General features: G+C 45.9%; 13 protein-coding genes and 3 pseudogenes. 6 read left to right on the top strand and 10 right to left on the bottom strand.

Annotation, left to right across the window (positions count from 1 at the left end):
• Positions 1-307 precede the first annotated feature (307 nt).
• Complete coding sequence (locus RID09_RS08480; RefSeq protein WP_446335510.1) at positions 308-2,188, bottom strand: tetratricopeptide repeat protein; 1,881 nt, start codon at positions 2,186-2,188, stop codon at positions 308-310.
• A gap of 346 nt (positions 2,189-2,534) precedes the next feature.
• On the opposite strand from RID09_RS08480, the gene RID09_RS08475 reads away from it, so the two are divergent.
• Positions 2,535-2,768: a hypothetical protein gene (locus RID09_RS08475; protein ID WP_446335509.1), complete on the top strand. Its 234-nt coding sequence runs from the start codon at positions 2,535-2,537 to the stop codon at positions 2,766-2,768.
• Positions 2,762-5,218 carry a phosphoenolpyruvate synthase gene (ppsA, locus tag RID09_RS08470; protein WP_446335508.1) on the top strand — a complete coding sequence of 819 codons (2,457 nt, stop codon included), beginning with the start codon at positions 2,762-2,764 and terminating at the stop codon, positions 5,216-5,218. Before RID09_RS08475 ends, ppsA begins: the two co-directional genes overlap by 7 nt.
• 498 nt (positions 5,219-5,716) lie before the next feature.
• Here the strand turns inward: ppsA and RID09_RS08465 are convergent, their stop codons facing one another.
• The 5 genes from RID09_RS08465 to RID09_RS08445 form a co-directional block, all read right to left on the bottom strand.
• The gene (locus tag RID09_RS08465) at positions 5,717-6,235 is read right to left on the bottom strand and encodes a DUF928 domain-containing protein (RefSeq protein WP_446335507.1); all 519 of its coding nucleotides are present in this window, start codon (positions 6,233-6,235) and stop codon (positions 5,717-5,719) included.
• A 94-nt stretch (positions 6,236-6,329) separates the two neighbouring features.
• Positions 6,330-8,960 carry a CHAT domain-containing protein gene (locus RID09_RS08460; protein ID WP_446335506.1) on the bottom strand — a complete coding sequence of 877 codons (2,631 nt, stop codon included), beginning with the start codon at positions 8,958-8,960 and terminating at the stop codon, positions 6,330-6,332.
• Positions 8,961-8,970: 10 nt separating this feature from the next.
• Positions 8,971-9,753, bottom strand: coding sequence for a Uma2 family endonuclease (locus tag RID09_RS08455; protein ID WP_446335505.1), 783 nt, complete (start codon positions 9,751-9,753; stop codon positions 8,971-8,973).
• A 158-nt stretch (positions 9,754-9,911) separates the two neighbouring features.
• Positions 9,912-13,169, bottom strand: coding sequence for a two-partner secretion domain-containing protein (locus tag RID09_RS08450; RefSeq protein WP_446335504.1), 3,258 nt, complete (start codon positions 13,167-13,169; stop codon positions 9,912-9,914).
• A gap of 190 nt (positions 13,170-13,359) precedes the next feature.
• Complete coding sequence (locus tag RID09_RS08445) at positions 13,360-15,813, bottom strand: CHASE2 domain-containing protein (protein ID WP_446335503.1); 2,454 nt, start codon at positions 15,811-15,813, stop codon at positions 13,360-13,362.
• Between the two features lie 389 nt (positions 15,814-16,202).
• Between RID09_RS08445 and RID09_RS08440 the strand changes: the two are divergent.
• Positions 16,203-16,274, top strand: a pseudogene (locus RID09_RS08440) (glutaredoxin 3); the annotation flags it as partial.
• 78 nt (positions 16,275-16,352) lie between these two features.
• Here RID09_RS08440 and RID09_RS08435 read toward each other — a convergent pair.
• Positions 16,353-16,475 (bottom strand): annotated as a pseudogene (locus tag RID09_RS08435) (transposase); the annotation flags it as partial.
• 99 nt (positions 16,476-16,574) lie between these two features.
• Here RID09_RS08435 and RID09_RS08430 point away from each other — a divergent pair.
• Both RID09_RS08430 and RID09_RS08425 read left to right on the top strand, forming a co-directional pair.
• Entirely contained in the window at positions 16,575-18,098 is a 1,524-nt protein-coding gene (locus tag RID09_RS08430; protein ID WP_446335502.1) for an RNA-guided endonuclease TnpB family protein, read from the top strand.
• A gap of 39 nt (positions 18,099-18,137) precedes the next feature.
• A pseudogene (locus RID09_RS08425) lies at positions 18,138-18,290 on the top strand (glutaredoxin domain-containing protein); the annotation flags it as partial.
• Between the two features lie 78 nt (positions 18,291-18,368).
• Here the strand turns inward: RID09_RS08425 and RID09_RS08420 are convergent.
• Positions 18,369-21,647, bottom strand: a complete 3,279-nt coding sequence (locus tag RID09_RS08420) for a plasmid replication protein, CyRepA1 family (protein ID WP_446335501.1) — start codon at positions 21,645-21,647, stop codon at positions 18,369-18,371.
• Between the two features lie 610 nt (positions 21,648-22,257).
• On the opposite strand from RID09_RS08420, the gene RID09_RS08415 reads away from it, so the two are divergent.
• Positions 22,258-22,626 (top strand): hypothetical protein, encoded by a 369-nt coding sequence (locus tag RID09_RS08415; protein WP_446335500.1) that lies wholly within the window; start codon positions 22,258-22,260, stop codon positions 22,624-22,626.
• 278 nt (positions 22,627-22,904) lie between these two features.
• Here the strand turns inward: RID09_RS08415 and RID09_RS08410 are convergent, their stop codons facing one another.
• Both RID09_RS08410 and RID09_RS08405 read right to left on the bottom strand, forming a co-directional pair.
• A complete protein-coding gene (locus RID09_RS08410) occupies positions 22,905-24,185 on the bottom strand; it encodes a dihydroorotase (RefSeq protein WP_446335499.1) in 1,281 nt (426 codons plus the stop codon).
• 504 nt (positions 24,186-24,689) lie between these two features.
• Positions 24,690-26,279: an NAD(P)H-hydrate dehydratase gene (locus tag RID09_RS08405; RefSeq protein WP_446335498.1), complete on the bottom strand. Its 1,590-nt coding sequence runs from the start codon at positions 26,277-26,279 to the stop codon at positions 24,690-24,692.
• Positions 26,280-26,335: the final 56 nt, after the last annotated feature.

Genomic DNA, 26,335 nt, shown 5'->3' with positions numbered 1-26,335 from the left:
GTTTTTATTTTTTAGCTAGACGCCGAAAGCCTCACGCCATATCTGTACTCAGATTGGCGCGAGATGGATAGGCGGTCAATCGATGGGGTCCAACGCCCCAGAGATTGACAACTTGCGTATCAGTTCCCGGAGTACATCAGATTGGGTTCTTTCTGTTACTTTGCAAAATTTGGCTAGATGCTCATATTCCCTATCTGATACTCGTGTTGTCACTTGTTTCATAGTTGTCAAAGTACTTTCAATTTGCTACTATTGTAGTACAGGTTAAATAAATTAAAAGCTAAATGTCACGAGCAACTAAGTGTTATTACTGAACCGACACTCTAGACAGTTGAGACTGCGCCGCTTCATAACAATCCAGTTTACCTAAATCATGGCAAAGTTGAGCCGCTTGCTGTAAATCTTTGATCGCGGCTAACCGATTTCCCAGTTGGGCTTGGGCTAACCCCCGCTCATAGTAAGCTGAGGCATAGTTAGGATTTCGTTTAATGGCTTGGGTGTAATCCGCGATCGCACCGGATATATCTTCTATTTCCTGACGGGCTAATCCTCGGTTATAGTAAGGTTCTGCCGCCTCTGGATTCAATTGAATCGCTACTGTATAGTCCGTTATCGCCCCGCGAATATCTCCCCGACGCTGACGGGCTAAGCCACGGTTTTGGTAAGCTAGGGCATTATGCGGTCGTAAATTAATCGCGGTGGTACAGTCGTCAATGGCACCCTTTTGGTTACCGAGGTTAGAACGGGAACGACAGCGCTTTAGGTAAGCCGTGACGAGATTGGGTTGAAGTTGAATGGCTTGGGTATAATCATCAATGGCAGCTTTTTCGTTACCTAACTCGGCTTGTATCTGACCTCGATTCACCCATGCAGGGGTAAAATTAGGGTCACGTTGTAGAACTTGGGTATAATCAGCTTTAGCCCCTTGGCGATCGCTTAACTCAAGGCGAAGATTTCCCCGTTGGTAATAGGCGTCAGCATTTTGGGGATTGAGTTGAATCGCCTGAGACAAATCAGCCAGGGCTAGCTGAGATTTTCCCCTATCAGCGTAAATCTTTCCCCGATGATAGTAAGCTGTAGCATTTTGCGGCTGATAGGCAATGGCTTGAGTATAGTATTGAATCGCCGCCTCAGGCTGTTGTGCTTGGGTTTTTCCTTGGTGGAGAAAGTATTGCGCCATTAGGCGTTGGGGAAGGTGTAGGGTATAAGCCAAGATTAACGCTGTGATTCCCACTAATGCTATAGCCGCGAGGATAACCTGGGGTTTAAACTGACGAGTAGGAAACGTAATTGTCGCGATCGCGGGGTTGATTTCTGGTAGCGAGGGTAGGGAAAATTGAGTAATTGGATTGCTCTCCGGGATACCACTGAGATCCGCTAGTACACTCGTCGCTTTGTGATAACGGTTCTGGCGATCAGAATGCACCATTTTCTCCAGGATAGCGGCTAACTCTGGGCTAACTTGGGTGTAAGCTTGCCAAGCGCTGGTTTCATGTTGAGAATTGTTCGTTTGTTTAAGTTCCGTTAACTCACTGGCGGATAATCCAGTCATGGCTTGAATGGCGATTATTCCCAAGGCGTACAAGTCGCCATTGACTTGGAGGTGTTCTGGGAATGGTTTGGAGGATTGATCAACGGAAGTAGGATGGCGCGGATTTGGGGCTGATTGGTGGAATGATTGGGCGATTTGGGCACTCAGTTGATGGATAACTCCCCACGTTGTCAGGACTAATTTGCCATCTCCTTGGCGACGGATAATCGTGGAAGGCTTGAGGTTTCCTAAGATTACACCCTGTTGATGGACAAAAACTAAGAGGTGGAGGAGTTCTTGTAACAGGGTAATCACCTGATTTTCGGTCAGCGGATCACCGGGTATGAGTTCGTCGGTTAAGAGATAACCGGGAATAAACTCTTGAACGAGATAAAACTGGTTCGTTTGGGCAAATGAGGTGATAAATCGGGGAATTTGGTCATGTTGACCCAGCTTTTTCAGCAATTGTGACGTTTTTTCCAGACGGCTGAGAATAAGTTGTCGAGTTTGAGAGGAGTTTGGCGGGAGTCGGATTTGCTTGACCACGCATTTAGGCTGCTCTTGAAGGTGAATATCTATAACTAAATAGGTGTGACCCAATTCATCGGTATCCAGGACTTTGAGGAATTGGTAACATTCTGCTAAGAGTTTGCCCATATCGATGCACGCTGACGCTCTGTGCAAAAATTATGACACAAGGGGCAAAATCCCCATTCTGGAAAAAAATCTGTTATGATAGCACGACAGAAAAAGCTCCAGAGGATATCTGGAGCTATTTTGAACCCGTGAATTAAGATGAACCCGTGAATTAAGATTCAGTCGAAAGAGAAATTGTAATACATGTTGGACAAGATTGGCTACACATAAGCAGCCAATCTTTTACTTTTTAGGAAGCATTTTGGGTCGAGGGGAGCTGGGGGAGCTGGGGGAGCTGGGGGAGCTGGGGCGTCAATTTGTAGGGGCGGGTTTGACTGATAACGTTACCCCCTTGTAGAGACGCGCCATGGCGCGTCTCTACACTAAACCCGCCCTGCTTGGGGAGCAAGAGGAGATGAGGAAGAATTTTTCCTACTCACCAATTACCAATCACCAATCACCAATTTTAGCGATCGCGAAATGGCAACAGGGTATGAGGAAGGCAAAGGTTTCTGTTAATTTTTCGCAACCTATTAGTGATCCCGAATATTTTATAAAGCTAAACTTAAATTATCCCTTTAAGAAAAAAAGTTTATGCTGACCTCAACCCCTCAGACCTCTACCCCAGTCCCTCAAGATAAATTATTGATCCTCTGGTTTGATCAAATCCGACTGGATGACCTACCCTTGGTTGGGGGCAAAAATGCCTCTCTGGGTGAAATGATTGGACAACTCACTCCCCAGGGAATCAATGTTCCTACCGGGTTTGCGATTACGGCGTATGCTTATCGTTGCTTTATCGAAACCGCCGATTTAGAAGCCAAGCTGCGTCACCTGTTTGCAGATTTGAATGTGGATGATGTGAGTAATCTGCAACAGCATGGCAAAAAAGCGCGACAGTTAATCCTCAGTATTGAGTTTCCCCTAGAACTGACCCAAGCCATTCGTACAGCTTATCAACAATTGTGCGATCGCTACGGGGAGGGGACAGATGTGGCGGTTCGTTCCTCAGCGACGGCGGAAGACTTACCCGATGCGAGTTTTGCGGGTCAGCAGGAAACCTATTTAAATGTGAATAGTTTCAAAGGGGTTCTGGAATTTACCCATAAATGCTTCGCCTCCCTGTTTACCAACCGCGCCATTGCGTATCGGGAACATAACGGATTTGACCACTTTGATGTGGCGCTTTCGGTGGGGATTCAGAAAATGGTGCGATCTGATTTAGCCTGTTCTGGGGTGATGTTTTCCATTGACCCCGAAACAGGGTTCAAAAATACCGCATTAATTACCGCCGCTTACGGCTTGGGCGAAACGGTGGTTCAAGGTGCGGTTAACCCCGATGAATACGTGGTTTTTAAACCCACATTAAAACAGGGATGTCGCCCGATTCTGGAAAAACGCCTGGGGACAAAAGAAATTGAAATGATATATGACGAAGGGGGTTCGAGACTGACGCGCAATGTGCGAGTCGCCCCCTCTGAGCAAAAGAAATTTTGTCTTCAGGATGAAGAAGTCTTACAATTAGCCCGTTGGGCGGTACAAATTGAAGACCATTATTCTCAACTCCGGGGACTCTACACACCCATGGATATTGAATGGGCAAAAGATGGAATAACCGGGGATTTGTTTATTGTCCAGGCGCGTCCAGAAACGGTGCAATCGCAGAAATCGGCACAGGTTCTCAAAACCTATCAGTTGAACCAACGCAGCCAAGTATTACTTACGGGGCGTAGTGTGGGCGCGGCAATTGGTCAAGGGACTGCTCATATTATTATGGATGCATCTCACATTCATCTTTTCGAGCCGGGAGAAGTATTAGTCACCAACCGCACTGATCCCGACTGGGAACCGATTATGAAAAAAGCCAGCGCCATTGTCACCAACCAAGGGGGACGCACTTGCCATGCGGCAATTATTGCACGAGAAATGGGGATTCCGGCGATTGTTGGCTGTGGGAAGGCGACGGAGGTATTAACTACGGGTCAAGAGGTGACAATTTCCTGTGCGGAGGGAGATGAGGGACGAGTTTATCAGGGGTTATTACCCTTTGAAGTCCAAGAAACTCCTTTAGATAATTTACCCCGCACCCGGACGCAAATCTTAATGAATGTAGGTAATCCAGATCAAGCCTTTGGTTTAGCCGCAATTCCCTGCGATGGTGTGGGTTTAGCCAGGTTGGAGTTTATTATTGCCAATCATATTGAAATTCATCCTCTGGCGTTGATTCATTATCATCAATTGCGGGATGAATCGGTGAGAGCGCAAATCGCCCAGAAGACGAGGAGTTATGCCGATAAACCCCAATTTTTTGTCGATAAATTGGCGCGTGGGGTGGGAATTATTGCAGCGGCGTTTTATCCCAAACCTGTGATTGTGCGGATGTCGGATTTTAAGAGTAATGAGTATGCTAACCTTTTAGGCGGTCAGAGTTTTGAACCCAAGGAAGATAATCCGATGCTGGGGTGGCGAGGGGCGTCTCGGTATTGTGATCCGAACTACCGGGAAGCCTTTGCTTTGGAATGTCAGGCGATAAAGCGGGTAAGGGAAGAGATGGGGTTAACCAATGTAATTCCGATGATTCCCTTCTGTCGCACTCCAGATGAGGGGCGTCAGGTGTTAGCCCAGATGGCAAAAAATGGTTTACCCCGTGGGGTGAATGGATTGCAGGTGTATGTGATGTGTGAGTTACCCAGTAATGTGATGGAGGCGGATGAGTTTGCTGAGGTGTTTGATGGGTTTTCGATTGGGTCAAATGATTTGACGCAATTGACGTTAGGATTAGACCGAGATTCGGCGTTAGTGGCGCATATTTTTGATGAACGCAATCGTGGTGTGAAGCGGATGGTGAAGTTGGCGATACAAACAGCAAAAGAGTGTGGGCGTAAGATTGGTATTTGCGGTCAAGCGCCTAGCGATTATCCGGAGTTTGCCAAGTTTTTGGTGGAAGAGGGGATTGATTCGATCAGTTTGAATCCTGATTCGGTGTTAAAAACGCTGTTAATGGTGGCTGAGGTTGAAAGTAGTTTGTCGGGTGAGTTTGTAGAATCATAGCCTTGTCATGGTGGGGTTGACGTGAGCATCCTTGACTACAAACCCAATGCATCGTAGGGGCGCACCGACGTGCGCCCTATCACCGACGTGCGCCCAGAAAACCCGCAATATTTAATCTGTTTGTATCAGAATTATCTTTTTTTAACGCAGAGGTACGCAGAGGATGGCGCAGAGGTACGCAGAGGAATTTGCAAGATTTGGGTTTATAGGGAAGTTTTTCTGATGCTAATGCTAAACTTTTTATAAAAAATGGAGAAATTTCCTATACTTATGAGGGGGATTAATAGCGCACGCTATGCAAGGACGCACCTCGATGCGCCCCTACATCCGGTCAATCACTGGATAATGACTGACTGAGAATCTGGCATGGTGATTTTTCTAGTGCAAGAAGGCAGAAATAACTGAACAGCTAACATCTCCCCCAGCTCCCTCTGCTCCCCCTGCTCCCCCTGCTTCATCGTATCTACGAAGCTGCTCAAGTATTTCCGCCGCGCCGCACTAGGGACTCTTATACAGAATCGTCCCACCGACTCTTGGATCATTGGGATCGACGGCTTGCCCACACATTAACCCTAAAGACCATTGATATTGTGTGTTAGCATCTATTGCCGGAGCATCAGCTGGTAACTCTAAACGATAGGTACCCGGAGTTTGAGGAAGTGTAATTTGTGCCTGATAAAAATAGTCTTCATCAGCATCTTTTAAGCTAAAAAATACTTTGTTTGCTCCAGTTTTGGGAAGATAAACTGCAAAACTTGGACGCTCAACATCCGTTTCGCTGTAGGTAGGCATCAAGGCAGATAACCCTTGATCATCCATTACTTCATCCCCCGGACAATTTCCACGAGATGCGCCGCCGGTCGTATCAGATGGAGTTCCTTTTCCTGGTTTTGGGGGATCAAATGTTACCCATACCTCTGGATTAATTGACTCAGATTGTGCAATTAAATCCGGAACGACTACAAGCTGCAAGGATAGAGCAATGCCTACTATGGATAAAGATTTAACTAGGTTCATGATTTAAATCCTCCTCGGATTTATGTTGGGTTTTCAGTAAATAACCTATGACCCGAAAAAATCGCTCTTAAAACCTGTTTTTTAGCGCCAATAATCATAGCCAATTTCCCACTAGAATAAAGGGTGCCCAGTAATAGGGATGCTGATAGGCTTTTTGCTTCAATAGTGATAACTGAGCTTGACGCAGGGCTTCCGCTCGGTTACCATCACCTTGACGCAAATGGCGATAAAATTCAATCATGGTATTGGCGGTGGATTGGTCATTCACTGACCAGAGGGTGGCAATTGTACTCCGAGCGCCAGAACGCACGGCTAATCCGGCTAATCCTAAAGCGGCTCGTTTGTCTCCAGTCGCCGTTTGACAAGCACTGAGGACTAATAGTTCAATCGGTTCAGAATTGCTTTGTTCTCTAGTTTTAAGCAATTGAGATAAGATATTAGCATCAATGCGTTCATTCCAGGTAAGAATAAATGTGTCTTCGGGTTGGGAACTAAACTGACCATGGGTGGCAAGATGGAGAATATTAAAGGAATGGTTTTTTAGTTCCTTTTCTATTGTGGCACGGGTAAAATTTTCATTCAATAGAATTTCTGAAGGTAAATCATTACTAATCTCTTTAATTTCTTGTTCAACAGCCGGTAATGGTACAAAACCTTGACGGGCTTCAGTTAAGCCTGCTGTTAAAGAAGATAGGGAAATTTGTCTGAGCGATCGCGGCTCCAGTAATTGCAATCCTGGTGTTAAGGCGACACTGTATTTCTCAATCAAATATTGGTTACCATCGTAGAGCGCTGTCATGGGTATATTACGCAAAACACCATCTAGGACAAAGACTAAGGTTTTAATCTGGTTACTGACTAATTGATTTTCAATCGGGCGAATCAGCCAATCATAAACTGTTTGGGAAAGCTCAAGCCGTTCTTTATTCGATAAAGCCGGACTCATGGTTTGTCGCAAACGGCTGACTGTGGATTCAATTTCTGTGGGGGATAATTTTATATCATAATGACTGAGAGGTTGTCCCGGTAAGGAAAAAATCACCGCTAAACGATTGGGTAAAATAATCGGGTAAATCACCGCCGCCCTAGCCTCACCTTTTTCGATGACAGTATCAATTTGTTCAGTTTTAGTCTCTAAACAGGCGGTGCGGAAAAAGTTTTCCAGTTCGGCTAATTGTAGGGATTCAATCACATTTCGGGCTTGTTGCAGATGTTCGGGTGAGGGAGACTCTAATAAAAGACTGACGAAGTGACGATAAATGGGTTCAATTTTCTCTTGAAACGCAAACCGCACATCAGCATTCATGGCAACAATATCACCCCGGAGGGATTGTACCGTATCAAGCGCCTGTTGATTGGCTGCGATCGCGCCTGGTTTATCACCTATCTTTGTCAGGATTTGTGCCAGTTGCCAGTACCATTGATAGGATAAATCAGCAGCGTTGATACTCTGAGATAAAAATAGGGCTTGTTCGGTTAAGCGTTGGGCTTGAGACCATTGTTGAGTTTTGTCGTATAATGTCCCTAGAATTCCTAAACTGAGAGATTCTGCTCGTTTATCGTTTAAAGCTTTCGTCTCTTGAATGGTTTTAGCTAAGTGTTGGGCAATGGTTTGATAGTTGGCAATTCCTGGAGAACTCACCTCTGAGTTTGCGACGAGTTCGATTAAACGTTCAGCGTAGTTAACTTGGGCATAAATAGCCTCTCGACTAAGAGGTAACTGAGAAAGGTTAGTTTGAATTTGGGGAACTAATTCTTGGGCGTCGCTCAACTGTTCCAGATGAATCAGTAGGTTAAGTTGGTTGAGTTTGGCTTGTACTTGAGACAGAGGAGTTGTGGCTATTTCTGCGGCTTGTTGATAGTATTCTAATGCCCCTGGCATTTCTTCTAAGTTGCGGCTAATATTGCCTAAACTCAACAAAGCTGCACTGATATCAGGGGCAGAATTAAGGGTTTGTGCAATAGCTAAACTTTCTTTTAAGAGAGTCTGGGCGGCTAGCAAATCACCGATGGCTTCCCAGACAATACCCAGGCTGCGTAATCCGGTCACTTTCATGATAGAATCCGGTTGGGCGTTTAGCTGTTGCTGCACCGATTCGAGAAGTTGCCGCGATCGCTGAAACATTCCCAAACTTTGCCATGCCTGAGCCTGATTGATTTGGCTCCCTAGTACCCCCATATCATCGTCGGCTTGGGAATAGAGGTTTTCTGCCTTTTTCCAGGTTTCTAGCGCCGCCTCAGGTTGTCCCATTGCCAGTTGCAGACTCCCTTTTGTATTCAATACTCGTGCTAACATAGCGGGATTAGCTTGGGGTTGGAGTAAATCCAGACTTTGGTTAATCGCCGCTTCCGCTTGTTGCCATTGTCCCAAGTCTTGATAAGCTAATGATAAGTAATGTAACGATAACGCCTGATTGATGCGATCGCCGACTTTTTGATAATTCTGCGCCGCCTCTTGCCAAGTCTTTATTGCATCAGCCAAACGTCCAGCATCATAATCGATTTTGCCTTGACTGACAAGGTTAGGAGTATCTATAAATTGGGCAATTTGTCTCCCCTCTCCTTGCAGCAGAGGGGTAGGGGGAGAGGTTATAGAATTGAAACTGAAAGGGTGAGAAGAATTATGTGCCGCGACAGGATGAATCGTCATCACCACTAAGCAGGTTACCAAGAGTAATCCCCAGAAAAATACTTGCTTTTTACTGCTTATTCTCAACCGCTTCATAACCCCTCTTCTACTCTAACTCGTCGGCGTCAGGGTCAATCCCCATTTTTCGCAATCGTGCAGCTAATTTTGCCGCTTTTTGCTCGGCTTTTTCCGCCCGTTGTCGTTCAATTTCCGCCCGTTCTTCACCAATAAGTAAAAGGTTGCCCTCACTATCCCACCAGCGCAGCCAGAGTTGAATTTGATTTTGATAGGTTCCTTGCCAAAGTCCGAGTTCTACTCCTAACGGTGGAATAGAATAATGACCCCGTTCATTAGGTTCTATTCGTTGATAGGAAAAATCTTGCAGATGATACACCTCTAATTTGCCATTTTTAATTTCGTAAATGGCATAGTAAGGAATGCGAATAATATGTCCATAAACCCAGAATTTACCGGGTTTCGTAGTTTTCCCCTCAGCCGAGACTGATAAAGGTGTAGCATCCCGTTCCTCTTCTCCATCCCCACTGGCAAACTCAATAGCAATCGTTGGTGCCATGAATTCTCGCCACAGGACATACGAACGCCGAATTTCTCCATTCAGAAGCGGCGGAACATTGGCAACATAGAACCAATCCGGCGCTTCAGCCCCTTTTTCGGGGGGGTCAGTTTCACGCCAGTAGATACCACAATCTTGTCCAATAGCATATTGACCATCAGGATGAAGTTGCCGCAAAACTGAACCAATAGAATCGGTTAAAATAATGCTTTGGGGATGCTCCTGGAAATTCTTCACAAACGTACCATCTGATTCGGGAAGTTGAGTATGATCAGGAAATGCTGGGGGTAAATCAGTACGAGTTACTATTGTCATTTGTCATTCGTCCTTTGTTATTTGTCCGATCATCTCCAGTTATTTCCCCCATTCTATAAAATTATCGCCTCCATCCTTCAATCACCTCTGCGCCCTCTGCGAAAACCTCTGCGCCCCTCTGCGTTAAAAAAATATAATTGCAATCTCACCCATTAAATTTAGTCTAAGTCATTTTTCACCCCACAGGAAGACGATACTCCCCCAAAAACTACCCTTTTTTCTCCACTCGATTCAGCCGTCAAAATCACCGTACCATTTTCATCCACAATCCAACCTTGAGCTTCAATCAGTTGCTTTTCAGGTGTTACGGATGGGAGATTTACTACAGGTTGATTATCAGGATTTGCTGAAACACTTCGCCAATCTCGCCAAACCGCATTTCCCGGTAAATAGTCACGGGGATTATTGGGAATACCGCCGCGTCCGATAACGGTAAAACGATTTCCTGTGTCAGCCGGACAACCCGCAATAATTTGATTAGACGGGTCAGTAAAATTTAAGGGTAATTCAGTTAATCCGCTAGATGGATCAACATTGGGAGTATTAATCGTAATTGTACCCCCAATTCCTAACTGAGAACTAGCCGTAATATCACTATTTGGGGTAAGTTTATCACTCACCTGCAAGCCAAAAATACCTTGAGTCGTTATGATAATATTTCCGCCATTTCCTTCAAAAGCATTGGCAGTGATATCACTATTTCCTTCTAGAATAGACACGATAAACTTAGCCTCAATATCGATATCGCCACCATCTCCACCCGCCCCCGCTTGTCCCGCCGTGGTACTGATTAAACTGTTATTTCGCATCAGTAATAAATCCGTTCCAGTGAGGACAATATTGCCACCGTTTCCTGATCGCGTTCCCGTACCAATTCCGGCTCCGTCCAAAAGGGTCACGCGATCAGCATTGATGTACAAATCACCTGATCGGGTATCACCAGATGCTAAGGTTAATGTTGTTATACCCCCCTTTCCTTGCAATTCTATCTGAGTCGCATTCACTCTCAAATTTCCAGCGGTTCCTGTACTCGTGAAATCAGCGGAGGTGGCAATTCCAGCGCCATCTCGCACCACCAAGTGATCGCTATTAATCGTGATATTTCCGCCATCTCCACTCCCTTGAGTTGCGGAGGTCAAACCTGTCCGCAACTCAGCCAATTCTAAGAGGCTATTGAGGTCAGTTGGAGCGACAGCTTCACCCGGTTGATTGCCAATAATTTCTATGGATTCGGCGTTGATGGTTAAATCCCCAGCATCACCACTGCTATTGGTTCGAGCTGCTGTAGAAATGCCCGTTCCTACCTCTGAGTAGGTTTTTGTATTTCGGATAAGTAATTGACGGCTATTTAGGGTTAAATTTCCAGCATCACCAGAGCCATAAGTAAGGGAACCCAATGTACCATCATCTAGCAGGTTGACTGAAGTCGCATTAATCATCACATTTCCCGCTTGTCCACCATTAGCAAAGGTGGCTGTCGCAATATTCGATTCATCTTGCAAGGTAAGGGATTCAGCGGTAACCTGAATGTTACCTCCTGATCCTGAAACTGTCACAGATGTGTTGTTCGCTGGGATAGCTTCGATTAGAACGGCAATATCACCGCTCGGCGAACCAAGAATTTCGATAATATTAGTGATATCAGAGTTATCGTTGATACTGGCAGCAATTGTATTAATATCAGAGTTATCGTCGGCACGAATTGAATCAGCGATAATCTGAATATTACCCCCTTCTCCAGAACCAACCGTCACATTAAAAATTTTAGATCCACCACTCAAAACCAGAGACGGGGCTGAGAGGTGAATGTCACCGCCTTTGCCTAAACGGGTGAGGCTACTAATTATTGAATTATTCAGGGTTAGCGTTGCGCCACTGTTCAGAGAGATACTACCACCAAGTTCTCCAATGGCATTGATATTACTCACTCTAATATCACCAACGGCTTGGAGGAAGATATCACCTGCTTTACCAAAAGAACGGGTATCAATTGTGCCAGCCGTGGTATCAATTAATCCTTTTGAGTCGATAATAATTGTACCCCCCGTCATAATTCCTGGGGTATTTATTGAACCAACGGTTATACCCCCGGCTAAGGATGGATTGGGCTGGTACTGATTGGTTAAAAAAACAGCGCCTCCTGGGTTAAAGATATCGCCAATGGTAATAGTAGCACTGGTCGGACTTTCCCGGAGATTGGGGAAAGGAGGAACAATAATTCCCTGGGATGGAATACCTTTAATGACTGGAATATCAAAAGCAGTCGTTCCCGCCCGGATATCCAGGGTGGGTTGAGTTTTCCCATCAATGAATATGGATGTGCCATCGGAAAGAGTAATTATCTCAACAATGCCATTTTCGGTATCGACATTATTGATCAAAACACCACCCGGAATCGTCACACTTCCACCAGCGAAAATATGCAGTGAAGCGCCCTGATAAGCCCCGATCAAAACATCCCCACCACTGCGAATCACCGGATCATTAGGACTTGTGAGGGTTCCCAGATTCCCATCAAGCTGTTCGATGCGAAACTCGCCACCAGTCCAGAAATGGGCATCCCCTTGAACAGGATTAGCCGAATGGAATATCATATTTTCATTGGCGAAAAGACCACTCTCTGGATGATTCAGGGCAAAAATATCAATCGTGCGATCGCCTTGTATCTGCAAATTTCCGCCAGCCCTAGCAACGAACGGATGGGCAAGACTGTCTCGGATGTTTACGGTATGATTAGCGTGCAGGGTAAGATGATCTCCAGCTATAAGCTGACCTTGTAAATTTAGAGTATCAGCCGCTAGAGTGAGATTCCCTCCCACAGATAAATTCCCTGCATTGGTAATCGTTGCCGATTCATCAGTTAGATAATTAAAAAAGAATACCCCGGGCTGAATGGATAGGAGTGTACTTTTTTGGGGTTCTTTTGCCATAAATAATCCCTGTTCACCCAGGCGAATCCCATCAGCCGTACTCGCAACAAATGAACCGGCTACATCTAATTTGGCGTCTTGTCCAAAAATAATCCCGTTGGGATTAATTAAGACTAGATTCGCCGCCCCTTCCACACCGAGAGTGCCAAAAATATTCGAGATATTCGTTCCCGTGACGCGGGTGAGGATATGGTTAACATCCGCAGGATTGGCAAAGTAAACCTGCTGTCCCTGATCAATATTGAACTCACTAAAACTGTGGAACAAATTACTCCCCCGTCTTGCCCCACCTTTAATTAAATCCCGCACCTCTTGGGGAACAACGATGGAATTTTCTGCACCTAAAGTATGATCAGGAATCAGTTGGGCATTAATTTTTGCGGCATAAAAAATCTGACTGGATACAAGTCCAAAACAGCAGAACCATTTTAACGCTTTTTGAGTGTTTAGGCTTTTGAGTATAGAGTTAAAATCGACTGGATTCATCAGTTCAACTGGATTTGATCAAAAAATCCCTGTAATATTCCTCGACAAGAGGAACTTAAACCCACTAATTCGGTTCTTTTTCTCTATACAGTCTCATCCTAAGGATACCCGTACAATTTTGGGGATATTTAAAACTTTTATCAAATTTAAAACGCCATGTTGCTCTGTAGGTACATAGCATTCTACGTTTCTAGTTCTGACAACGCCGCAGATAGATTTTAGCGGTTTTATCCTCAGGCACAAATTCTAAACACTGTTGAAACAATTTAGCTGCTTTACTCACATCTCTTTGATAATAAAGGCATAACGCTTGTTCAAACATCGTTTTTGTTTTCAACTTCTTCTGACGAACTGAGGAAGGATCAGCATCAAACACATCAAACACAGACACACGTTTGGTTTTACCTTTAACCTTAACCCGACCAATGAGACGAAAAGAATAGTCAGAGGGGTCACGCAAATGGTCAAAGGTGTAATGTGAAATCAGCAGCGACACTCCATACTCTTTAGTCAGGTGTTCCAAGCGAGATGCCAAATTTACAGCATCACTAATTACCGTACTATTAATATGTGTTTTACCGCCCACTGTTCCCAACATCATCAAGCCAGTATTAATGCCAATCCCGATTTCAATCGGACACTCCCCGGCTTTTTGTCGCTCTTTATTATAGAGTTTCAGGTGTTGCAACATAGCAATTGCCGCGTTGACGGCATCATCGGCACTCCCACTAAATAATGCCATAATTGCATCACCAATATATTTATCAATAAAGCCTTGATTTTCAATAATGGCTGGTTCCATGTAGGAAAGATAACGGTTAATAAAGTTAAAGGTTTCTTGCGGTGTCATCGCTTCTGATAGAGTCGTAAAATTGCGAATATCTGCAAATAAAACCGACATTTTTTGCTGGGATTGATCCCCTAATTGCACATCAGAAATACTGTCCTTATTCAGTAATTGTAAGAATTGCCGGGGGACAAACTGGGAGAACGATTGATTCAACCGAAAAAGCTCGCGGGTAAACTCTTCTCGCTCGACTTGAGCTTGTTTACGTTCTGTAATATCTTCAATGAACCCCTGATAGTAGAGTACATTGCCCTGATCATCACAAACCGATCGCGCATGTTCACAAATCCAAATAATGCTGCCATCTTGGCGATAAACTTGAGACTCAAAGCCGACAACTTCTCCCTGTTGTTCCATCAGTTTAATAAAGTGAGTGCGACGGTTCGGATCAACATAAATTTGGGTGGTTATATCGGTAATCGTGCTGATTAATTCTTCGGAGGAATTATAGCCATAAATCTTTGCCAATGCCGGATTTGCACTGCGATAGCGTCCGTCAAGGGTTGTCTGAAAAATACCTTCTAATGCATTTTCAAAAATACGGCGATATTTCTGTTGGGCTTTCTGTTGTAACTGGCGACTCTGATAATCGGCTGTGACGACGGCTGAACCCGTTAATGCGAGTAATGAGGGAACTACAGGTAACCACCACCCTGCCAAAAATAGGAGATAAGTGCCGATTAAGCTACAACCAATCGCCAGTAAAATATAAATGCCTAGGGCGAGTAATTGGAGTACGCTTTTTGGGTTCAACCGTTGATTCTTTAGTAAGAATAAACTTCCGGCTGCACCCAGAAACGACCAAGAAAAAATCTGTACTGCTTCTACCAGGGTGGGTAAGACTTTAATGAAGGGGCGTCCATCTATTGCACCACTGATAATTTGGCTGGTTAAATTAGCGTGAATAACAACGGCTGCTGTGCGACGGGGAGGGGCAAATATCGTGCTATCATAAGGGGTAAAAAATAAATCATTGGTACTTTGCGCCTTAGAACCAATTAGGATGATGCGATCGCGGATTTTTTCTGGGGGAATTTGATCTGCTAATACATCGCGTAAGGAGACGGTATCAAAGGTGGCGGAAACACCACGAAAGTTTAAAAGAATCTGATACCCTCCCGCATCTGCATCCACATACCCCCCATCATGATTCTGGAAGGGCATAAAGATAGCTTTACCGAGACGATAATACGGCTGATTGGCATTAATCACCTCTAAAGTAATACCTTCATCCTCTAAGTACAGTAATGCTAGACGGGCGGCTAAACTTAATTGCACATCCTCATTCTCCGGTTGAATTGACAGTAACCCTCGGCGAATCTTGCCATCCGCATCCACAAGCAGATCAGCCAAACCGACTTGGGCTAAAGCGTCTAAGGTGGGTGGAGAGGCGACGCGATCGCCCACTCTTTTTTCGACCCCAATTAGATTCGGCGTAGACTGCATCACCTCCACCCATTCCTGATGTCCAGGTTCTACGGGTAAATCTCGATACAGATTTAAACCCATCACTCGTGGTTTAGCCGCTTTCAGGGTATTAATTAAGTCAGCCAAAACTCCATCAGGAATGGGCCACTGTCCCACCTGATTAATATCAGTTTCATCAATCGTGACTAAGAGAATGCGAGAGTCTGGGGATTCTTGGGGACGCAGACGGAAATATTGATCCAGGGTTGCCCATTCCAATAGCTGAAATAAACCCGCCCCATTAAGGGCAAGGATAATCAGAGTCACACTAGGAGTGATCAATAGGATTCCTTGCCATTGCTTAATCCACGTTTTCAGCCTTGACCTCATCAGACATCTCCCTTCTGAATTCCTCCATCTCCAACCGCTAACTCCAACATAGCTATTGGAGCTGATGTGCTACTCTTACCATCAGGGTCTTTTGTGAAAATTCCGGTAAACTAGATAACTTAGTCTAGACCGAAAGACCATTGATTCCGAAACCATTAATTTCCTGTAGGGTGGGTTAGGCGGTGATTGAATCTCGACAACAAACCGCTTAATTTACTATCCGCTGTAACCCACCAAGAACAGGGTTGCGTCGGTCTATAAATTAATCTAATATTACCCTTTGACTATTTGAAATGACGCTAGCAAGAGCCGTGGTAAATAACCCGGATTTGCTTAACAAGACTTAATACTTTACCCTAAAAAATAGATCCCTTGAAAATAGAGATAAAATGTTAAACTTGATCAACTCCCTCCTGGGACGTCATCCCGAACGCATCAACGCTAACGTGGAAATCTACACCATCTAACAAGCGGGAGCGTGGTAGCTCCCGTTTTCCAAACGGGGGCGGAAACGCGACACGGCTTTCTTTATTTGCCGTCTAATTTTTAGAATGATGGGGGTCATTGATGTAAGCCTGAATCACTGCTGTTGAAAATTTGCCCGTAGTGTCATGAAAGTATCCTCTTGTCCACATAGAGGGCATTCTTTTTAGATGAGGATACAAGGTTGCTGTTGTTGACATTTGTCTAAATTAAAACTATCCTGATTAAAAGGTCGATGCCAATCATTTTAGGCAACTAACATTCTCGATTTCTTCAGTATGGGTAAAAGCACTACCCCTTCATTCATTACAACCATTCCTCTTGTTGTAACCAGTCAATTAGAGTCAGAGTTGCTTTCTCGCTTTCAAGCGGGTCGGCAACTCTATAATGCTTTACTCAATGAGGCAATGGTTCGGATGCGGTTAGTGCAGAAATCCTCTCATTACCAATCAGCCAAAAAGCTACCGAAAGGGAAAGCCAGAACAAGGGCATTCAGTGAAGCAAGGAAGCAGTATCGATACTCCGAGTATGAGCTTCAGGCTTATGCAACGGTAGTCGCCAACGCTTCTAAGTGGATTGCTCAAAAAGTTGATTCCAATACTCAGCAAAAGTTAGCGACTCGTGCCTTCCAAGCAACAGAAAAGGTAATGTTTGGTCGTGCTAAGAAAGTACGATTCAAGGTTCCTTCTCGGTTCCGCAGCATGGAGGGTAAGACCAACAAGCAGGGTATCCGTTGGACTGGGGAGCACCTTCTTTGGGGAAAGCTCAAACTCAACGCTCTGATTCGCCCCAATAACCCTGTAATGATGCATGGTATCACCAGCGAGATCAAATACGTCCGGATTCTCTGGAAAGAGATTAACGGTAAACGTCGCTGGTATGCTCAGTTAATCAACAAAGGGGAGCCTTATCAAAAAGCTGCTAATTTTGTTAATCCTGGAGTTGTTGGATTAGACCTGAATATTTCTAATGTGGCTTATGTGGCTGACAGCAATGCTGGCTTGTTACCCTTTGCCGAGAAGGTTCCGACCTTTGAGCGTGAGATTAGTAGCTTGCAGCGAAAGATGCAACGGTCACAACGGCAGTCCAATCCTGATAACTACGAACCTGACTTCTTAGGAAGGAAGGGACGTAAGGCTATCCTGAAAAAAGGGAAGCCGAAAAAAGGTTGCTCTTCATGGAATAAGTCCGAGCGTTATCAAAAACTTGCAGCAACTAAGAGAGAATTAGAGCGGCGTAAAGCTGAGTATTGCAAGTCTCAAAACCGCCGCCTAGTTAATGATATTCTCAGAAACGGAAACCAAATCAAGACTGAAAATGTTTCTGTAAAGGGATGGCAAAAGAGTTGGGGAAAAACTATTGGCGCTAAGTCCCCTGGTTTTTTCCAGTCAGAACTGAAGCGCAAAGCTGAAAAAGCTGGCGGTTCGTTCTATCAGTTTTCGACTACGAAAACAGCGCTCTCTCAAACTCATTTAACAGGGGAACGTATCAAAAAATCTCTGTCAGAGCGAGTTCATTACGATAAGTCGGGTGTAGTAATGCATCGCGACTTAATGAGTGCGTTTTTAAGTCGTCACGTTTATGACGATGCGTTGTCATTGCAGGATGCTCAATTTGAGTATCCAGGGATGGAAACCGCCCTGCTACGGGCATGGCAACAATATCAACAATCGGCAAACCAAGTAAGCGCGTCTGAAAGTCGGTGCAGTCATAGCCCCGTTGAGCTGATTCGTAGCAACTCAGAAAAGTCTAGCCAGATAGCCTCCTCCGGGACGGGCAACAAGCTAGATATAAGGTTCTGAGGAATCTCCCGGTTTTAGCGCAGCGGAACCGGGAGAGGTTTCAACTGGCAAACTTGCCCCTTTTGTATTCGTGCCAAGATATTACTGTGGTGGAAAGGCGTTAACTTCACAGAATATAAAATCGACGGCGATGGAAGTGCCAGAATGAAAATGGCAGAACGGGCAAATGGACGGCGAACCGTTCCCCAGATGCTGCACTAATGAGATTCTTCATTCCGCTGTCGCTCCATTCAGAATGACAAAGGACTAATGACGAATAACGAATGACAATCAACAATCCGAGAAATTAAGACAAAGCTGCACATAGTCAACCCCTGCATCAATTTTTGCGTCTGTTGAACAAGCATCCAGTCGTTGATGAGACTTTTCTAACACCTCACAGCTTTGCGCCAACCACTGCTGAAATACCTCAAATCGACCATCCGATGGATGAACCACCTGATAAACGCGCACGCGATTTAAACGCTTACTTTCACGACCAATACATTGAAGTCCATAGCCAATCTTATCCAACAAACGCCGGACAATCCGAATGGGTGTCGCATTTGACGCCAATCCAATCCCCAACGTCGTTTTAATCGACGCCCGATCCGATAGTGCCAATCGCGCCATCGCCTTCAAATCCTGATCAGTTCCTCGTAACTCACGCCCCCTATCTGCCAGCAAAACTGGCACTCCCAAAAGTTCCATCGTCCCTACCGCCGCCCCCAATTGAGAACGATTAAAGTCAGGCAAAAAAATACTTCCACCCCCTAATTCAATCAATCGACGTGCCATCGCCGCATCCCGTTGCGCCAAATGGTCTCGCCCTATCGTGAGAAAATAATGCAGCAATAGCTTTTGATACCAACCCTGATCATCCTTAGCCACCAGTTGAGCAGTAACCGGAATCCGATAACGCTGCTTTAAGTCATACTTACGAATCGCGCGTCGTTGAGCAAGGGTTTTCACTAATCGTTTTTGCCCGGTATTATACTGATGATCACTGAGATTTTTAGCCCGGGCGATCGCTAAACATTCTGCTTGATAGTTTTGGTCTTTCACCGCCGCGATCGCAGCCGTCAGCGAATCCGCTTCAACCTTCCCCTGTGTCTGGTTAGCCTCTCCTCCCGTCTGTTGATCGGAAACCTCAACCACCTGATGCCCTTCCTCCCGCAGCGCCGCCAGTACCGATTCGCGATACTGAAACATGGACGCATTATGCCTTACCGCCATTCTTGCCCAGCACAATAGCGATTCCGCTTGAAAACCCGTCTCAATATCATCAAGGGCATCAAAATCGGATTGTTGTAACAATCGAATATTAAGCTGAGTCAAACGCCGTCCCGATGTCAACAAAGCGGGAATCGACGTTGAACCATTTCCCACCCGATTAAACCCACCAGGCGCCACCCACAGGAACCGAGGCAAATTTTGCCGCACCCGCCCTAACGCCTGACGCACCGAGTTTTCACTTTGCACCCCAATCGCAATCCCCCAAACCGAGGTGAAATGTCCCTGCAACTCAATGCTGACTCCCGTTTCAATCACCGGACTTGCCAGAACAATATCATACTGACTCAAAACCCCATCCAAATCACGCATACAGCCATACGCCGGATGAGTCGGTTCAGCTAGGGATTCTGAATCAACGCGGAGAATCTTCGCCTCAGGAAATCGAGAACGCAGATACGCCTCCAACGTACAAGTTCCCCACTGACTCCCCCGTTTCTGGGCGGAAAGGCAAACAAAGGGTTTCCCACCCGCTTCAATGTGCCGTTCCAAGTCCTGAATCAATCGTTCTGGTTTAGGTTCCGGATAATAGTTTACCCGCCACGATTCCAACTCGCTGGGTTTCCAGGTATTGTGAATAATATAAGGATTTTGGGGAACCCCCGACAAAGAAATTAGGTAATCGATAGAGACATCACTCAAATCCGCATCCGCCACATAGACTTGCCCCTCACCTGCCAAAACATTCTGCATCAATGTCTTTAGGGATTTCAGAATCGCCACTCGACGACTACTGCAAGTATCCGAATCCAACCCATGCCAAAGAACCTGTTCCACTTCATCTATAATCACCACCCCATCTGACCAGTTCACCGCCTCAAACCTAGCCTGAGAAGTAGGATGGAGAGAGTCAACGCACAGACCATAGCCTAACGTAGCACCTGTATCCCCATCCTGTACCTGAGTGATATAGTTCAAGCCAAAGCGCTGACACAACGCCTCCACGAGTCGCACCCGATGACCAATCACCAAAACCCATTTCTGGCGCTTGATGGCGTCTTTGACAATCGTTTCTAACCATTGGGTTTTCCCTGTCCCTTTGGGGGATTTAATCCCAATCAGTTTGGCATCCTCAGGAATCGATAGTTCCCCTAAATAGCGGTGATTTACCTGTACCGTGGGTGGATACGTCAGGCGGGTTAAGGACTGGGCTTTCCAGGTATCGAGGGGGACGGCGGTTTGATAGGCGGCGTCAAAGGCTGTCTGAGTACTGATGGCAATTAAGTCATCCACCCCTTTCCCTTGGTCTGGATGCCAACTGATTACTTTGACAGAACATCTCTGTTGGGTTAATAAATATCCCAACTGGCGAATAGCCGCATTAACCGTTTTTATCGTACTTGGTTTAGTGTCTTGGTCGAAGGCAATATAAATCGTTCTCCCCGGCGTTGCTAATTTGAGTAACTGGGGGATGAGGCGAGACTTAGCGATACGATTTCCCTGTTCATCTCTAGGGACACGATAGCCCCCAAATACACCAGGGAGGGCAATGGCTGCATAGCCGGCGGTGAGTAAAGCCCCCGCTTTCTTCGCGCCCTCAGTAATACACAAAGGAACTTCTGGATGGGCGATAAGCCACGGCCAAAATCCGTTGGCAAGTGTTGACCCTTCACCGCCTTCGAGGGCATAGTTTGGAATGTGTAGGGGTGGGTTTAGGGACTGACTGGGGGCGATTGATGATAACGTTTCTGCAAAACCCGCCCTGACCGATGTGTAGGGGTGGGTTTCACTATTATCATTTTTTTCCCATCCTGATGTGACCAAACCCGCCCCGACTGAGTTTTGAGTGTTGAGATTAAACCCGCCCCCAGACGCACCATGGCAAGACGCGCCATGGCACGTCTCTACATTGATCTGATCAAATGGAAGCGTCATGTTATAGCGATTAGCAATACCTTGCCACAGATGTAGGGGGACACGTAGGGCAAAGATACCTGTGGGGGTTAGAGGCGGATGTTCATATTTAATCGGTTTTCCTGTCTGAGTATTGTGCCGAGGAGAACTGGGCTTGAAACAACCCCAGAGGTCATCATTACCTGTGAGTAGGTCAATTCCGGAACACCACCATCCGCCGTGTTCTGTATGTTCGTAGCGTTTGAGGATGCGGTGACTGACACGACCATCATTGCGTCGTGGTAATGTATCCGCGTAGAGTAAATAGTTTGATGGGCAAGTGCCAGTTAAAGGGATAACGTTCAGGCGGGTGAGTTGGTCATCGATACAGCTACTGTTCCATTCTTGCAGATAATTCACGGGATTAGAGATTGAGTGGGTCATACAGGAAACTACACTACATCTAGTAGCCAAACTAGATAGGTTAGGAAAGGAACACTAATTATAGGGCTTGTTGACCAACGATCGCAGCGTCCTGTAAAAAAATGGCGGTGCAGGGGTGAGGGGGGTATCCTGGTATGAACTAGCGTGGCACACCTAATTAATTGGGTAGATTAAATCAACCCCACCCTAACCCTCCCCTTATAAAGGGGAGGGAACTGGGAGGGAACTGGGAGGGAACCGACAGGGAACATTTCCCCCCTTAGCAAGGGGGGATTAAGGGGGGTTATTTTCAAGGTAACGAGTTTCAACATTTCACACGGAAAGCTTTTCCCCTTAAGTTGACACGGATGACTGACGTGCGCCCCTACGGTTTCCGGTTGAGTTAAATTCAGGACGGATTGAATTCAGGATAATTGAGGTAAATCTTAAAATAATTGAGGTCAATCTCAAAACTTGTTAACGCTTCAGGACAAAAACAGAGACAAAAGCCTAAACCATGAAATTAAAGTCAGAATTGCAGCGTTTTAAAATTGCTCAAAAATAACGAATTTTCCCGAAATAAATAATGCCACAATAAAAACAAATAACCTAATCCTAGGTCGATAAATCAATGACGAAATGCTTACTTCGTCTGACTGGTATTAGCATTTTAGGAACTTTAACCGTTGCCACAGCGAGTCATGCCACGCCCGTATTTAACGACTTATCAACGAAACAAGCCATTATTCGTTCTAATTTAAAACATGGGATTTTACCAAACCTAAAAACACTAAATATTAAACTTGCAGGAGATCTAACCTTGAATCAAAAAACCACAAGTAGCAATAAAGAGCCTCGACCTTCTTCGCCCAATTTTATGACCCGTTCTGAATGCCGAGGCAGTTCCCGGAGAGAGGAAAAACAAGACTATTCAATGTTAGATTTTCGCTTTTGGATTACCGAAGCACCCTGTAATGAGGGCAAGATTGATCAAGATTGAAGCCTCTAGAAACACCCTCGTTCCCAGGTCAGATTTGATTCTACCCAATGCGTTGATAATATTTTTAGTCGGCTTGTAGTAGGCACTTTAGTGCCTTAATATGACTTATTCCCAAGCACTAAAGTGCTGAATAAACTGTCATGCATTTAAATTATAAATGGGTAGCGAGAAAGATGCTAGCACACCAAAGATTTCGCCATTGTTGACATTAAGATTTAAAGGCAGAACAGCTTACGAACAGACTCATATAAGTGTCCCTACAAAGGGTAATTTAGATACTAAGAAAACGGAAGTCCTGACCAGGTTTGAACGGTGCGCCCCCTAATCTTTTGCCCAAACCACGGTGTATTTCTAGAGAGGGATTGCAGGGTATCTTGTGCAATTATCCAACTCTGCTGCGGGTCAAATAACACCAGTTCGGCGGGTTGCTCATTGGCAATCTTGGCGGGGGATTGACCTAGACAAAACGCTGGATTTGTGCTGATAGTTTGCCACAGTTGCAAAGCTGAACATACGCCAGCGTCCACTAAATTTTGCCAAAGCAAGGGTAACGCTAACTCTAAACCAATGACTCCTGGTGGCGCTTCGGCAAAGGCAACGGTTTTCTCTTCGTAGGTGTAAGGTGTATGGTCAATGGCAATAGCATCAATCACGCCATCCCGAATTCCTTCGATTAGGGCGATTCGGTCATCGGGATTGCCTAATGGGGGTTCGATGCGTAAATTGGGATTATAGTTACTTAAATCTTGAGTATCCAGCAGCAAATGCATCCAAGAGGTACTCGCGGTTACCGGAACCCCTCGTGCTTTCGCCTCTTGAATCAGTTCCACGCCGCGACGGGTTGATATACGCATCAAATGTACCGGAGTCGCGATCGCACCTACTACTTCTAAGATGGCAGATAATGCGGCTGATTCTGACATAGAGGGATTTCCGGGGATACCAAAACGGATGGAGTTTGCCCCTTCGCGCATCACCCCATTTCCCTTTAACTTCAGATCACACGCCCATAACGCCACAGGTATTTGCAACGGGTGCAAGTATTCTAACACTCGCCTCAGTAGAGCCAGATTAGATAAAGGACGCCCATCGGCAAAACCCACGACGCCTGCTGCGGCTAACTCAGCCAGTTCCGTCATCTGTTGTCCTTCCACGCCTTGGGTTATTGCACCCCAGTAATACAGGTGAGGGGAAGATTGGCTGGGATGGTATCGTTCCTGCTGGCGCACACGGGCAAGTCCAGAAGGATTATCTAACGGCGGTACTGTATCCGGCAAAATGGTTAGTCGGGTAAAGCCTCCAGCAGCCGCCGCCGCCAGCAGTGATGACCAAGTTTCTCGTTCTTCATATCCGGGTTCCCCCGAATGACTGTAAAGATCGACTAAGCCAGTCCCTAAAATTAGACCTTGGCAATCCCGCACCACAGTATCGCTTGACCACTCCGTAATTTTCGGTGCAACAGCTTTGATTATGCCATCTGTAATCAGCACATCAGCGAGTTGGTCGGTTCCGGAAACCGGATCTAATAGTCGGACTTGTTGCAGTAGTTCACTAGTCATGGGAAACACACAATGGGGGATTTAAGGACGGAGGGTTCAGTCATTCATCGTTCGGTTGCCAGACAGCCAAATACTTGACAAATAAGAAATCCCCGGATTTGATGATTGTTGGTTGTTGAACAAAGTCAAAAATATTAGCCGTGCGAAGAAGATTTGTCAAGGCAAGTGTTCAAGGCAAACGTAATGATCGAGTGACAAAAACTCAGGCTCAAGAATGGCTTGCCTGATTTCCATACCGAGAAGTATTGCAGCAGAAGACCGATAAATGGGTGAACCTTCCGGAAAACTACTGCTATCAACACTTCTGGAGTAGAGAATTTCGTCTAACGGCTGTAGACTTTAGTAAAAGTTCACAAAATCTTTGGTGTTATCCTACCCCGGTCTTTCTATTTGAATCTCTTATATCTCAAATTTAGGGAACGTCATTCATCATTTCATCATTCGTCCTTTGTCCTTTGTTTGCTCCCCGGCTCGCTATCGTTCCACGCCTTACGTTTCTACAACCTATGCCCTCTGCTTTCTGCCTTCTTGGAACACGGGTATGAGATATTCTGACAAGGTAAAAGCATCCACACCCAACTCAGTGCGTTCCTGTGCGGCTAAAATTCCAGCTTGGGCATGGCACCAAGCCGCCGCCGCGACGGTGGCGTCTAGGGGAAACTTAGCTGTAGCAGGCTGTGCGACTAAACCGCCGATGAGTCCGGTGAGAACATCCCCACTCCCACCACGGGCTAGGGCGGGTGTACTTTCTGGCACCAGCCAAACCGATCCCTGGGAATTCGCGATCGCACTTCTGGCTCCTTTTAATAAAATCACTGATCGACTCAGCACAGACGCCTTTTGCACCGCACTCACGCGATCGGGAAGCAACTCAGCCGAATCGGGAAATAACCGCTTAAACTCACCAACATGAGGCGTTAACACCGTCGCCCCCTGACGCCGGATTAACGTGGGAATCGTTTTCAGTTCTGCCAAACTATTTAAGCCGTCGGCGTCTAAGATCAGAGGACATTCTACCCCCATTAATCCTTGTACCAAAGACTTAGCATCCAGAGTCAAACCCGGACCACAGGCGATCGCACTAAATTTACTTAAGTTTACAGAATCAGGAAGTTGTGCGATCGCGCCACTCGCTGTTTCCGGACAACCAATCACCAGCGATTCCGGGACATGACTGACTAATAACGGTTTCAGCGATTCCGGGACAGCCACAGATAGCATCCCTACCCCAGACGCCCGCGCCCCCAGTGCGGTTAAAATCGCGCCGCCAGAATATTGGGTTGAGCCACAAACCAATAGCAGATGCCCTTCTTTATACTTATAAGTAGCGGCTGGACGTTGTAGAGGTAGACAATCCCGCACCATGGAGGGAGTCACCCGCATTAGTCCCGGTGATTGACCCAAAACTGCCCAAATATCCGCCAAGGGAATACCAAAATCAATTAACTCCGCCTCACCCAGACAATCCAATCCTTGATCTTGTAAAAATGCCTGCTTCCATAACCCCAAGCAGAACGTGTGAGTTGCCCGAATCGCTGTACCCAAGACTTCTCCTGTATCCGTGTGCATCCCAGAGGGTAAATCGATACTAAGGATGGGTAGGGATTGTTGATTCAATTGCTTAACCGTATCCGCCAGATTTCCTGCGAGCGATCGCGTTTGCCCAAATCCAAACAATCCATCAATAATTAAATCACAATCCAGCAACGGCTGAATCTGCTCATAAAAAGGAATCCCCAAACTCTGAGCATATTGAGCATGTTGGGAGGTTAATTCCTTGAGCTTATTAATGGGACGATAAATCAGCACCTCATAGCCCTGACACTGTAACTCCCGCGCCACCACCAAAGCATCACCGCCATTATGTCCCGGACCCACTAACACACCCACCCGCCGCGTTTGCGGATAAGGATAAAGGGTTTGAATCCGCCTCGTAATCAACCCCGCCACCTTTTCCATCAACGCCGCGACAGGCATTCCCGCCTCAAAGATACGCCCTTCAATCTCGCGCATCTGCTCAGCGGTAACTACGATTTGTTCAATTTGTTCACGTCGCTTTGTCGGTTGCACAGCAGTTATTCCCCATTTCGCCATCTTTGATTATTGTGCCGTTAAATGCTGATTTGCATCAGCCCACTGAAAGATTAGCA

Source organism: Coleofasciculus sp. G1-WW12-02 (assembly GCF_040219735.1).
Taxonomy (GTDB): domain Bacteria; phylum Cyanobacteriota; class Cyanobacteriia; order Cyanobacteriales; family Coleofasciculaceae; genus Coleofasciculus.
The sequence above is the reverse complement of the archived record's forward strand: the minus strand, read 5'-3'. Positions and strand labels throughout refer to the sequence as shown.